Genomic DNA, 12,229 nt, shown 5'->3' on the forward strand with positions numbered 1-12,229 from the left:
AGAAACTACACCTACATATGGAGGAATGTCGTTTTTTCGCAAAAAAAGAACCAAGACCTCTAAACGGTCTCGGCTCTATTTTATCAGCTTAGCTCAATTAACCGTACTTATACGTCATCCCATGGCCGCCCTTCGGATACACCCAATCGATGTTATAAGAAGGACACGCTATGCGACATGTACCACATTCAATACAGTTTTCAAATGCAACAGTTGTGATCTTAAGCTTTTTTTCCCACTCATACACATCGGAAGGACAGAAATAATTGCAGTCCTTCGTCACACAATTCAAGCAGGTTTGTTTGTCTTTAATTACAAGGTGGGATTTATCATCGCATTTGTAACGAATGGTGAACAGTTTATCTGAAATATCACTTTGGCTCATCCGTTCATCGCCCTCCATCCCTTATAGCCCAGCTTCATCAAGTTTACCGTACCGCCAGCGGCATTTTTGATGAGCTTCATGGCCATTCTTTGCTTTTCGGCTTTCGTAATCCCATCCACGAGGAACATATTGTAAGCGGCTTCGTTTACAGCACGTGGCAGTCGATCGAACAATAACTCAGGATCCTGCTCTTTCAAAAATTGATGCATTCCCTTGTACTTCTGCAGATCCTTGTGTACAAAAGATTCTTTGATTTTATTATCGTAGAGATGCATCGTTGGGGCTGTAAAATCCCCGCGTGCTTTCGCTTCAATAATGGCCTCCCCGGCCAATCGGCCCGAGGTCATAGCGAGATTCGTCCCCTCCCTATGGACAAAGTTAATCAACTGCGCGGCATCCCCACAGACACACCAGCCATCACCAGAAAGGGTTGGTATTGAATGGAAGCCCCCTTCTGGAATAAGATGACCGGAATATTCCTTGGTCTCCCCGCCTTGAATCAACTTCCGAATCATCGGATGCTGTTTAACTGCGTCAAGTACAGCGTATGGCTTCACCTTTTTATCCCGCAAATGGTTGACCATTACACCGACCCCTAACGAGATCGTTTCTTTATTCGTGTATAGAAAGCCCATACCCGCCATACCGAGCGAGGTTTCGCCCATAAATTCGATGGTGACACCTTCGTCCCCCTCAAGTCCAAAGCGGTCCTCTATCTTCTCTCGTGGCAGTGCAATAACCTCTTTGACCGCTAAAGACACCTCATCCGGCATCCATTCCTTATGAATCCCCATGGCTTTACCGAGCAAGGAGTTAACACCATCAGCAATGACGACAACGTCCGCATATAAATCGCCATCATCTCGGTCTGTTCGTACGCCAACAACCTTATTACCTTCCCGAATAACGTCCAATGCCACAGTTTCATAAATCGGAATGGCGCCTGCTGCTACAGCTTTTTCAGCGAACCACTGATCGAATTTGACCCGCAGACCCGTGAAGCAATTGTAAGGCTCTTTGTAGGCTTCATTGCGATGGCCGAACGTGACCATGGACTCTTTGCCCATCATCCAGATCCGCTGTTCCACAATATAGCGCTCCATCGGAAAATTCTTCTCTGTCCAAAACTCAGGAACAAGCTCCTCGATTTGCTTCCGATAGAGGACACCGCCAAAAATATTCTTAGCGCCTGGAAACTCGCCTCTTTCGAGCAGTACAACCGATAACCCAGCTCGGGCCATTGTTAACGCTGCAGCCGCTCCGGCGGGACCACCGCCAACGACGATGGCATCGAATTTTTCATTCATTTCGCTTCACTCCTTTCTCGGGCGAAGGTCGCCTCTGACTGCGTCTGTGTAGTGGATATTGAGGCATCAACCACCTGAGGGTGAATGCCGGAAAGCGTACGACGTTTCCTGAATTCCTCTGTAATCGCAGGAACAATTTTGAATAAATCCCCAACAAGACCGTAATGGGCGAATTGGAAAATAGGTGCTTTCTCGTCCTTATTGATCGCAACGACGACATCGGCATGACTCATCCCGACCGTGTGCTGAACAGCGCCGGAGATGCCGATGGCGAAATAGAGCTTCGGCCGTACCGTCGCGCCCGTCTGCCCCACTTGATGCTCATGGCTGATCCAGCCCGCATCAACAGCAGCGCGTGACGCGCCAACGACACCGCCGAGCGCGTCCGCTAGCTCGGCGAGCATCTTGAAAGCATCGGGTCCGCCAAGTCCACGGCCCCCAGCCACGATAATCTCGCAGTCCTCGAGATTGAGCTTCCCTGTTTCGCGCAGGAAGTCAAGCACCTGCGCGTCAATCTCTTCCTCCCGCATCGTGGCTTCCATACGGATGATCTCCCCTTGGCGCTCCGCGTCCTTCGGCAGCGCCTGGAACACGCCGGCGCGCGCTGTCGCCATCTGCGGCCGGTACTGCTTGCAGAGGATGGTGGCCATCATCTTCTCGGAGAAAGCCGGCCGGCTAGCCAGCAATAACCGCGACGGCGGCGGCTCCACGTCGAGCTGTGTCGTGTCGGCCGTCAGCCCCGTCGGCAGATGCGTTGCAATCGCACCTGCTAGGTCGCGACCTGTCGCTGTCGCGCCGAACAGCACGATCTCAGGCTTCGCTTCCTCGATCAGCTTCAGGCAGACCCGGCTGTAAGGCCGGGTCCTGTAGTTGCGAAGCTCCGCGGCTTCGCAAAGGTAAACCCGATCCGCGCCGTAGGCCACGGCTTCATCAGCGAGATGTGCGACATTCTCGCCGATGACGAGCGCCATAAGCGGCGCTTCCAGCTTTGCTGCTAGCTTTTTGCCTTCGCCTAGCAGCTGCCAGGACACCTTTTTCGCGATGCCCTCGCGCTGCTCAACGACGATTAGAACCCCACGATATGCCGACCAGTCCGGCATCGATGGATCAATCTGTTCGATTTCTCTTGCCATCGTGTCATCCTCCGTTCCTAACTTTTAAGCCCATTCTAATAGGCTCTGCATGTCCTTCGTCAATATCTTGTCGGCCAATTGAGCTGCGCCAGTTTCTGGACTATCGAAAGTGATCATTTGCGTATTGACCGCTTTGATCTCGGGTACCCACGTTTTGGCAACTATTGTTGGTGAGCCTTTGAGTCCAATCTTTGCCCGCTCCAAATCTGGAAAATCTGCCGTAGTCCATACTGTAGGCTTATATCTGGCCGCTCGAATCATGCCCGGCAATGATGCTCGTCGCACTTTATTCAGCTCTTTCAATGCGGTGATCAGTACTGGCATGCTTGTCTCAACCACTTCAATGCCATCCTCCAGCAAACGATGAACGCGTACTTTGCGTTTTTCTTCATCGACCTTAACCACTTTATTCACATAGGTAAGTTGTTCCAAATCCAATCGGCAGGCTACGCCTGGGCCAACTTGTCCTGTATCACCATCTAACGTTTGTTTTCCACAAAATACGATATCCACCGGCCCCCACGTTTCCGCAATTTTGCGAATTGTTCTAGCAACAACGTAGGAAGTCGCTAGCGTATCCGCTCCTGCGAACCCGCGATCCGTCACCAACACGGCATCATCAGCGCCTAAAGAAATACATTCTTTAAGTCCTTTTTCAGCGGGTGGCGGTCCCATCGTGACAACTGTAATGCGCGCACCTTGCTCATCTTTAATGCGCAATGCTTCTTCCAAACCATGCATATCATAGAAATTCACAATGCTGGGAACACCTTGACGAATGAGCGTATTATTCTTGGGATCAATGCGAATTTCTCTAGAATCCGGTACTTGTTTAATACAGACGACAATATGCAGCATCTCTGCACCCTCCTATTTCTGCGGGGAAGTGGCTTGCATGTTTTACCACAGGCCTTGGTGGGCCTGTCATCATTGTGAATTTTGTCACGTAAATGTCGATACGTAATCGCTTTCAGAGCAATTAATTGCCTTTCGAACAAACATAAAGATAAGAATCTAACACAGTATATGCGCGAAGGTACGGAACTTGACTAAAGTCTTGAAAAAATTGAGATACATGCTCATGTTCGACAGACTATTTCACTGAAAGGCATTTTCTGTGGTCTCTACAAGTGGCATGAAGGTAATTCAATAACTCGCTAAAGTAAACTTAATAATTATTCTATTTCCGAAAAATCCAGCTCCCCTTTTTACTCGAAAAGTCATAAATCGTTCTTCCAAAGGAAGCTTCTAGCTCCAATTATTTATTGTAGATACCTCAGAAAATGGTTTCTCTCGATAGATTAGTGGGGAACACCGTGGGGTGCGTCTATAGGTTCCCGTGAGATGGGCTAGGTTGAGTGGATTATGTGGGGTCCTTGGGGTCCGTAAGGTCCGTATCCTCCGTGGGGGCCATGGATTGGGTAATTCGGGTGAGTAATTAAGTTAGCTGCTATGTTTTGGATACGATTTTGGTACAGAGAAAAAACTGCCCACTGGCTTTTCAGCCATGTGGACAGTCTTACAGATACCTAGTGATTCAAATTTTAACTACACATTCACCTTCGTGTATCGATTCGCCGGTACAGGGATGCCGAGGTTTCCACGAAGCGTATCTGCTTCATACTCGGTTCTATACAATCCGCGCTCCTGTAGAATTGGCACAACGTGATCAACAAAGTCGTCCAATCCTTTTGGCAATGCAGCGGCGATGATAAAACCATCTGCGGCATTTTCTTCGAACCATGCTTGCACGCGATCTGCCACATATTCAGGAGTACCTGTGAATTCGTTACGAGGCGTAGCTACATTTAAAGCCACTTGGCGCAGCGTAAGGTTCTTCTCTTTGGCAGTTTGCTTAATTTTGTCAGTTCCGCTGCGGAAGCTATTGCTCCCGAAATCACCCAGCTCTGGGAATGGTTCATCTAACGGATATTGAGAGAAATCGTGATGCTCGAAGAATCGGCCTAGATAATCCAGCGCTTTGTCAATGGTGACGAGGTTCGCAACTTCTTGATACTTGCGCTCGGCTTCTTCTTCTGTGAGTCCGATTATCGGGGCAATGCCCGGTAGAATAACTACTTCATCCGGATTACGGCCTTCGGAGGCAGCTCTCTTTTTGATATCCGCATAATAGGCTTTCGCTTCGTCAATCGACTCATGTCCTGCAAAAATCGCATCTGCCACTTTCGCAGCAAACGCTCGGCCATCTTCTGAAGCGCCTGCTTGGAATATGACCGGCTGTCCTTGTCTTGAACGAGCAATATTCAACGGCCCCTGGACAGAGAAATATTCACCTTTGTGGTTCAATGTATGGAGCTTGCTGGGGTCAAAAAACACACCGCTCTCCTTATCACGTACAAAAGCGTCATCTTCCCACGAATCCCATAGCCCGCGTGTCACTTCCAAATATTCATTGGCGATCCGATAGCGCTCGGGATGAGATGGGTGCTCCGTTTTGCTATAGTTTTTAGCTGAACCTTCTAGTGGAGAGGTAACGACGTTCCAACCGGAACGACCGTCACTGATTAGATCAATGGAAGCAAATTGACGGGCCACTGTAAAAGGCTCACTGTATGACGTCGATAACGTCCCCACCAGTCCAATGTGCGAGGTGACCGAGGCTAACGCAGATAGAATGGTAATTGGTTCGAATCGATTTAGGAAATGTGGGATCGATTTCTCCGTAATATATAAGCCATCAGCGATAAATACAAGATCGAATTTACCGGACTCGGCTTTCTGTGCTTGTTGTTTATAAAAGCCAAAATTCACACTGGCATCTGTAATTGCCTCAGGATGTCTCCAGCCTGACACATGACCACCTACGCCATGAATGATGGCGCCTAGTTTGATTTGCTTTTGTTTCGTCATCGTTCTCTCCGTCCTTTCACAATATCGCTGCAGTCTGTATGTGTAACCGATAGCTTTTAACGAGTATTTCACCTTTTTGAATATCCTTGTCATAAGCGCGTTCGAAGCCTAAACGTTCATACAACTTCACAGCCGATTCCATCATATCCGACGTATGCAAATGAAGTGTAGCAGCACCTAACTCCGCAGCGCGTCTTACATTTGCTTTAATCAATGCGGTAGCGATTCCATTGCCTCTAGCACTTGGAGAAACCGCTAGTAAACGAAGAATAGGTGACTCAATCTCAAGCTCTGGCGCGCCGTAAGCGGCTTCGGAGGATTGGAACAACTGAGAGCTACCCACAACTTCATCGTCAATTAGTGCAATAATCCGTGCTATAGGCTTACTACTATCCACAGAAGCGATAATATTTTCCTTATATTGATCCCAGCCTTCTGGAGGCAGTACATCCCGATACTGACCATAGGCATCTTCAAGAACTCTTCGAATCGCGTCACGGTCACCATCATTGGCATCCCGAATGTGAACGACTTTTGCATCCGTCATACTGAATCCCTCCCTAAACGTGCGCTTCCAACGCATTCTTGATTCGTGCAATTTGTGCCAAATGAACCTGCACATGAGCAATAAAGGAGTCAACAACATCTTTGAGTGTGAGTGTTTGTCCTTTGAAATTAACGCCTGTTTTCTGCCAATCATCGGGAGATAATCGGCCAAAAAGCTCATGGTTATACACGAGTAAAGACTGAAATAAAACTAAAATATCGGAAGCTAAACCTTCATTGGCTTTGGCACTGCTGACCCATGGATCTTGATCAAATGCCGGCAATATAGCCGATGCACCCGAAATAATAGCACGGATTCGGAACGAAACGACAATGTTATGGTCGGCCAAATGAGATAGAACCTCCGTTACGCTCCATTTATCCAGCGCTGGCTTCCAAACCAATTGCTCTCCGCTCAGTCCCTGGATAGCTTCCTGAAGTTGTTGATGCGTGTGCAAATAGGCTGATAAATCGGGAATTGTTGTACTCATATGGATACCTCCAATGGGTTGTCGGATGATAGGTTTTTTAAGGCTTTTTGAGCTAAAATAGCAAAATATCGCGCACTAATCGGCAAAGCTCTTTCATCTATATCAAAACCAGGATGATGCCACTCTTGTGGACCTGATGTGCCCATAAATACGAAGACACCGGGAGTTTTCTTCTGATAAAAAGCAAAATCCTCGCCTGCTGGTGACGGCACAGGTGTAATGACATTCAGACCAGCTTGTTCTGCAGCTTCTTTTGCCAACAGCGCTAATTGCTTATCATTGAACACAGATGGTGGTCCTTTGATCCACCGAACAGCTGCCTTCGTCCCATAAGCAGCGGCAACACCATGCACAACCTGCTCCAATCGCTCGATAACAAGTGCGCGGACATTCTCATCAAATGTGCGCAATGTGCCATCCAGAATGGCTTTATCAGGAATCACATTCCAAGCAGTTCCACTATGAATGCGTGTCACACTAATGACCGCACTTTGCAATGAACTAACATTGCGGCTAACGATAGATTGAAGTGCCGTGATGATATGCGCTCCCGTTACAATGGGGTCGATCCCCGCTTCCGGGACAGCCGCATGTGTGCCACGTCCTTCAACTTCGATCACGAATCCGTCCGCCGCCGCCATTAGCGGCCCATCTTTGACCCCTATCGTGCCGACAGGAAGATCGGGTTTGTTATGCATGCCATATATTGCGCGAACTCCTTCAAGTGCGCCGCTGCTTATCACCAGCTCGGCGCCTTGCGCCTTCTCCTCCGCTGGTTGAAAAATGAATCGCACTGTTCCCTTTAGCTCACTCTCGTGTTTTTTGAGCAATATCGCAGCGCCTAGCACTGCAGCTGTATGAAAATCATGACCGCATGCATGCATCTTACCTGCAACCTGCGACGCATAAGGAAGCCCTGTAGCTTCTTGAATCGGAAGGGCATCAATATCAGCACGTATGGCAATAATTGGCCCTTCCTGCAAGCCGCCGACCTCTGCAATAAGCCCCGTTTTCAGCTGGAAATCTGCAATACGAATCCCCGCTTCCGTGAGCCAACCATGAATCGCAGCAGTTGTTTGAATTTCCTCATGCGACAATTCAGGATGCTGATGTAAATGTCGTCGAATATTCACCAACTTCTGTGCCAAATCCGATGACGTCTGCTGGAAAATTGTTGCACTCATTTCACATGCCTCCTTCGGGCCTACACTAACAATTCCGCGAATGCTTCACTCAGCAGTTCAAAGGAACGCAGGCGTTTGGTAAAATCTTTCACAGATGTCGTTACGATAAATTCATCAATATTATATTTCTGCTGTATCTCGATCAGTTTTTGACGTACGGTCTCTTTCGTACCCTTCGTAATTTCCGCTTGCTTCTCTTCAACGGTAAATTTGGCCTGCGTTTGGCGACCATATTCTTCCGCTTGCTCAAGCGTTCCGACAGTTAACGTCTTGCCGTTTTCCAAATGAATTTTGACATTCTTGTATTCGCCTGCAAGCTCAACAGCTTCTTCTTCCGTATCTGCTACGATAAGTGAGAGTGCCAAGAGAAGCTTAGGTTGTGTGCCTTTTTCCTTATTAAAATGTTGATGATAAGCTTCAAATGCCGCTTCTGCAATCGTATGATCACCATTAATGAATTGGGCAAAAACATATGGTAAACCAGCCTCAGCAGCCGATTGCGCGCTCGCTGCACTTGCTCCGAGGATATAAATCTCCACAGGCACACTTGGAATTGGCGAGACTTTCAATCCCTTCAAGGGATGCTCATCATGCAGTTGATTTTTCACAAATTGTTGTAAATCCTCTAACTTCTCCGTCAAGGTAGCTGCTTCTGTAATTCCCTGTTGCAACGCTTTTGTTGAACGAGGCAATCCGCCTGGAGCACGGCCAATGCCGAGATCTACTCTGCCTGGAGCTAGAGAAGCTAATACATTAAAGTTCTCAGCCACCTTATAGGGGCTGTAATGCTGCAGCATGATGCCGCCTGAGCCAATGCGAATGCGCTCTGTTTTGGCCAGTAAATGTGAAATTAAGACTTCGGGTGAAGAACCCGCTACTTGTTCGGAATCGTGATGCTCGGATACCCAGAATCGGTTATAAGAGAGCGACTCCGCCTTCTGTACAAGCTCAATCGTATGTTGAAAAGCGTCATAGGCTGTTTCGCCTGGAAATACGACACTTTGATCTAAAATACTCAATTTAATCCCCATGTTCATACACTCCGTTTCTATAACTGAGTTGATGCTAGATGTTGTAGCTCCATTCAGGCGTAATACGCTTCAGGAATTGTTTCGTCCGCTCTTCTTTGGCATTGCTGAAAATATCCCTCGGTTTGCCTTCCTCCACAATGACACCTTCATCCATAAAAACCACATGATTAGCCACTTCTCGGGCAAAGCCCATTTCATGGGTGACGATAATCATCGTGATACCTTCCTTCGCAATCTTCTGGATCACGTCCAGCACTTCACCAACAAGTTCAGGATCGAGTGCGGATGTCGGTTCATCAAATAAAATGACCTCAGGATTCAGAGCCAGTGCGCGGGCAATTCCTACACGTTGCTGCTGTCCACCAGATAGTTGACTTGGATAGGCATCTAACTTGCTTCCCAACCCCACTTTCTCCAGCACTTTTACGCTAGTCTCTCTTGCCGTGACTTTCGATTGCTTTTGAACAATCACAAGGCCTTCCATAACGTTTTCGAGGACCGTTTTATGCTTGAACAAATTGTAATGCTGGAACACCATCGCTGTTTTTTGCCTGAGTGCATGAATCTCACCTTTGCTGGGGCGCTTGCAATTCACGGTGAAATCACCGATCGTCACTTCACCGAGACTTGGCTTTTCCAAATAGTTCAAGCAACGGAGCAACGTTGTTTTACCTGAACCGCTGGGGCCAAGAATACAGACGACTTCTCCTTTTTGCACGGTAAGGTTGATTCCTTTCAGCACGTCGTTTTTACCAAACGATTTGGTGATATTCGTCAGTTGAATCATGACACGCCACCTCGGTTATACAGATTGATTCGTTTCTCTAGTAAGCCTGTCGCTCGTTCGATCAAAAAGGTGATCCCCCAAAACAGCAAGGCTGCTGCAATGTAAGCTTCGAAAAATTTCCAATTCGTCGTTGCGACAATTTGTGCTTTGGCGTTGATCTCCACTACAGATACGGTAAAGGCCAGTGTAGAACCGTGCAGCATACCAATCAACGTATTGGATAAGTTCGGTAAACTTACAGCTAATGCTTGTGGTAAAATAATGCGACGTAATGCCTGTGTCGTTGTCATCCCGATCGAATAAGCAGCTTCCATTTGCCCTCGATTAATCGACACGATGCCCGACCTGACGACCTCTGAAAGGTAAGCGCCAGCGGTGATCGAGAAGGAGAGAAAGGCAAAGCCGATCATGGGTATAGACACAGAACGGAAGCTCCAACCGAAAGCAACTGCAATCGAGTCAATGATCATCGGCAATCCGAAATAGATAAGCAGCAGATGCATAAGCATCGGTGTACCGCGAACAAACGTCACATAAGCTGTTGCAAAATAATGAATAAAAGGCACGCGGTATAGTCGGATTAACGCTACGGAAGCACCTATTAGAAATCCAAAAAAGACAGAAACTACGGTAATTATCAGTGTAGTAGGCAATGCAGAAAGCAATTGAACAAAAGCCGTCCATATGAATCCAGGGTCGATACTCATGCTTGGAAGCCCCCTTTATCTGGCTGCGAGGACCATACACCTTTGAACCATCGGCGTGATAATGGTTCACGCTCTTCTGTCACAAGCGGTTGCTCGTGTTGGAGCAAGCGTTTCTCGATGTACATAAATAGCTTTTCCAGTCCAAAGCAGATGACGAAATAGATGATGGATAAGGAAATGTACGTTTCCATAAAATGCTGTGTGGCCGCTCCGAGCGTCTGTGCTTTTCCCATCAATTCCATGGCACCAAGCGAGAATGCCAATGAGGTATCTTTCAAGTTGGCAATAAGCAGGTTGGTAAAGTTGGGCAGCGAAATCGCAAGTGCTTGCGGCATAATAATGCGGGTAAAAGCTTGATAGCCCGTCATGCCTACAGAATAGGCGGCTTCTACTTGCCCTTTGTCTACGGCTTTTACCGCTGCACGGATGACCTCAGAAATATAAGCGCCAGAGTGTAAAGCAAATGTGAGAATAACAAATGATAAGACTGGGGCTTTGCTGACATCCACATGGATCGCCTTCAGCAGTTCAGGTAATCCATAATAGATCAGAAATAACTGAATCAGAATCGGTGTTCCGCGAAAAAAGGAAACATAGATCTGTGATAACCTTTGCACAACCGGTATTTGATAAAGCCGGGGCAATGCAATGAGAAATCCAAAGAAGATCCCGAGCACCATCGAACAAACAACTATGAATAAACTGATATGGATATAGTTCAGTAATTTTGGCAGAAAATCAAATACATAGGTGATATCGAATTGGGTAGCCATGATGGTGATCTCACCTTTCATAAAGTCATGACATGCTTGTTTATTTACTATCTTCTTTTTTCGTAAAGTCTCCGCCTAACCACTGTGTACTCAACTTCGACAGCGTGCCATCTGCTTTGACAGCTTTTAAAGCGACGTCAATTTTGTCCGCAAGCTCTTGTCCGTCTTTATCATTTTTACGGAATAAGAATCGTACTTCAGCTTCTTCAATAATCGGTCCAACGACTTTTAATTTACTTTGCGGATCTACGAGTGGAAGCAAGAAATCCGCTCCAAGTGCTCCATCAGCACGTCCTGTTGTTAACTGGGTGACCAAGTCGTTGGCTGCGCCACTCTGATAGACAATTTTGATCGCATTGTCATTGGCTTTGTTATAGTTCTCCAGCAATGTGGCCTCTGCACTTGTAGCCGTCGTTAATGCTTTCTTGCCTTTCAAATCATCGATCGTTTTCACAGTTGTGTTTTCTTTGGCTACGATGACCTTGGTTTTCCAATACGCATAAGGCTCGTTATTGAACAAATATTTCTGCTCACGCTCTTTGTTCTTCTCAATTTCATGTGCAACAAAATCAATTTTGTTCGTTTCCAAGCTAAGCAGCAAGTTGGCGAAGTCCATTGTTTTAAACTCGAACTCATATTCGGGCAACCGCTTATCAATCTCTTTCACTAATTCAATATCGTATCCTGTTAGTTTTCCGTCCTTGTCTAGAAAGGCTACGTTCGGGAATTGTGTCCCTGTGCCAACGATGATTTTCTTTACTTTCACAGGTGCTGCCGTTGCAGCTGCAGCGGCTACTGGCGCTTTTGATGCATCAGCAGCAGCTTTAGTAGAAGCATTTGTTGTCTCGCTTTTCGCACCGCAGCCTGCTGCTACCAAAGCTAATGCTAATGTTGTTACCGTAAGTGTTGTGAAATTTCTCATTGTGAACCCCTCCGAATTTTCCATGTATTTAATTCTTATAATTCCTACTTGTTTTGTATGAATTATAGCTATGCCTTTAATTTATCATCAAG

The 12,229-nt window shown here is 47.0% G+C and carries 13 protein-coding genes; all 13 read right to left on the reverse strand.

All coding sequences use genetic code 11. From position 1 onward, the window contains the following. Positions 1 to 97 precede the first annotated feature (97 nt). The gene (locus tag L6I86_RS08930) at positions 98 to 385 is read right to left on the reverse strand and encodes a ferredoxin family protein (protein WP_028554142.1); all 288 of its coding nucleotides are present in this window, start codon (positions 383 to 385) and stop codon (positions 98 to 100) included. Further along, on the reverse strand, positions 382 to 1,692 hold the full coding sequence (locus tag L6I86_RS08935) for an FAD-dependent oxidoreductase (protein ID WP_056614817.1): 1,311 nt from the start codon (positions 1,690 to 1,692) through the stop codon (positions 382 to 384). The genes L6I86_RS08930 and L6I86_RS08935 overlap by 4 nt, the downstream gene beginning before the upstream one ends. Continuing rightward, a complete protein-coding gene (locus L6I86_RS08940; RefSeq protein WP_236286402.1) occupies positions 1,689 to 2,825 on the reverse strand; it encodes an electron transfer flavoprotein subunit alpha/FixB family protein in 1,137 nt (378 codons plus the stop codon). Before L6I86_RS08940 ends, L6I86_RS08935 begins: the two co-directional genes overlap by 4 nt. Positions 2,826 to 2,849: 24 nt before the next feature. After that, entirely contained in the window at positions 2,850 to 3,683 is an 834-nt protein-coding gene (locus L6I86_RS08945; protein WP_236286404.1) for an electron transfer flavoprotein subunit beta/FixA family protein, read from the reverse strand. Positions 3,684 to 4,373: 690 nt separating this feature from the next. Then, positions 4,374 to 5,696, reverse strand: coding sequence for an LLM class flavin-dependent oxidoreductase (locus L6I86_RS08950; protein WP_056614824.1), 1,323 nt, complete (start codon positions 5,694 to 5,696; stop codon positions 4,374 to 4,376). A gap of 16 nt (positions 5,697 to 5,712) precedes the next feature. Then, the gene (locus tag L6I86_RS08955) at positions 5,713 to 6,243 is read right to left on the reverse strand and encodes a GNAT family N-acetyltransferase (protein WP_236286406.1); all 531 of its coding nucleotides are present in this window, start codon (positions 6,241 to 6,243) and stop codon (positions 5,713 to 5,715) included. 13 nt (positions 6,244 to 6,256) lie between these two features. Beyond that, entirely contained in the window at positions 6,257 to 6,733 is a 477-nt protein-coding gene (locus L6I86_RS08960; RefSeq protein WP_236286408.1) for a DinB family protein, read from the reverse strand. Continuing rightward, positions 6,730 to 7,917, reverse strand: a complete 1,188-nt coding sequence (locus L6I86_RS08965) for a M20 peptidase aminoacylase family protein (RefSeq protein ID WP_236286410.1) — start codon at positions 7,915 to 7,917, stop codon at positions 6,730 to 6,732. The genes L6I86_RS08960 and L6I86_RS08965 overlap by 4 nt, the downstream gene beginning before the upstream one ends. A 20-nt stretch (positions 7,918 to 7,937) precedes the next feature. After that, positions 7,938 to 8,948 (reverse strand): LLM class flavin-dependent oxidoreductase, encoded by a 1,011-nt coding sequence (locus tag L6I86_RS08970; protein WP_236286412.1) that lies wholly within the window; start codon positions 8,946 to 8,948, stop codon positions 7,938 to 7,940. A gap of 34 nt (positions 8,949 to 8,982) precedes the next feature. Beyond that, a complete protein-coding gene (locus L6I86_RS08975; RefSeq protein ID WP_056614840.1) occupies positions 8,983 to 9,735 on the reverse strand; it encodes an amino acid ABC transporter ATP-binding protein in 753 nt (250 codons plus the stop codon). Beyond that, positions 9,732 to 10,442: an amino acid ABC transporter permease gene (locus tag L6I86_RS08980; RefSeq protein WP_236286414.1), complete on the reverse strand. Its 711-nt coding sequence runs from the start codon at positions 10,440 to 10,442 to the stop codon at positions 9,732 to 9,734. Before L6I86_RS08980 ends, L6I86_RS08975 begins: the two co-directional genes overlap by 4 nt. Then, on the reverse strand, positions 10,439 to 11,215 hold the full coding sequence (locus L6I86_RS08985) for an amino acid ABC transporter permease (protein WP_236286918.1): 777 nt from the start codon (positions 11,213 to 11,215) through the stop codon (positions 10,439 to 10,441). Before L6I86_RS08985 ends, L6I86_RS08980 begins: the two co-directional genes overlap by 4 nt. Positions 11,216 to 11,255: 40 nt before the next feature. Next, complete coding sequence (locus L6I86_RS08990) at positions 11,256 to 12,137, reverse strand: transporter substrate-binding domain-containing protein (RefSeq protein ID WP_236286416.1); 882 nt, start codon at positions 12,135 to 12,137, stop codon at positions 11,256 to 11,258. Positions 12,138 to 12,229 lie beyond the last annotated feature (92 nt).

This window comes from Paenibacillus allorhizoplanae, assembly GCF_927798215.1.
GTDB lineage: Bacteria > Bacillota > Bacilli > Paenibacillales > NBRC-103111 > Paenibacillus_E > Paenibacillus_E allorhizoplanae.

Bases quoted from the DNA above. Each gene is read 5' to 3' on its own strand.
- L6I86_RS08930 (WP_028554142.1), bottom strand. From the start codon at position 385: ATGAGCCAAAGTGATATTTCAGATAAACTGTTCACCATTCGTTACAAA.
- L6I86_RS08935 (WP_056614817.1), bottom strand. From the start codon at position 1,692: ATGAATGAAAAATTCGATGCCATCGTCGTTGGCGGTGGTCCCGCCGGA.
- L6I86_RS08940 (WP_236286402.1), bottom strand. From the start codon at position 2,825: ATGGCAAGAGAAATCGAACAGATTGATCCATCGATGCCGGACTGGTCG.
- L6I86_RS08945 (WP_236286404.1), bottom strand. From the start codon at position 3,683: ATGCTGCATATTGTCGTCTGTATTAAACAAGTACCGGATTCTAGAGAA.
- L6I86_RS08950 (WP_056614824.1), bottom strand. From the start codon at position 5,696: ATGACGAAACAAAAGCAAATCAAACTAGGCGCCATCATTCATGGCGTA.
- L6I86_RS08955 (WP_236286406.1), bottom strand. From the start codon at position 6,243: ATGACGGATGCAAAAGTCGTTCACATTCGGGATGCCAATGATGGTGAC.
- L6I86_RS08960 (WP_236286408.1), bottom strand. From the start codon at position 6,733: ATGAGTACAACAATTCCCGATTTATCAGCCTATTTGCACACGCATCAA.
- L6I86_RS08965 (WP_236286410.1), bottom strand. From the start codon at position 7,917: ATGAGTGCAACAATTTTCCAGCAGACGTCATCGGATTTGGCACAGAAG.
- L6I86_RS08970 (WP_236286412.1), bottom strand. From the start codon at position 8,948: ATGGGGATTAAATTGAGTATTTTAGATCAAAGTGTCGTATTTCCAGGC.
- L6I86_RS08975 (WP_056614840.1), bottom strand. From the start codon at position 9,735: ATGATTCAACTGACGAATATCACCAAATCGTTTGGTAAAAACGACGTG.
- L6I86_RS08980 (WP_236286414.1), bottom strand. From the start codon at position 10,442: ATGAGTATCGACCCTGGATTCATATGGACGGCTTTTGTTCAATTGCTT.
- L6I86_RS08985 (WP_236286918.1), bottom strand. From the start codon at position 11,215: ATGGCTACCCAATTCGATATCACCTATGTATTTGATTTTCTGCCAAAA.
- L6I86_RS08990 (WP_236286416.1), bottom strand. From the start codon at position 12,137: ATGAGAAATTTCACAACACTTACGGTAACAACATTAGCATTAGCTTTG.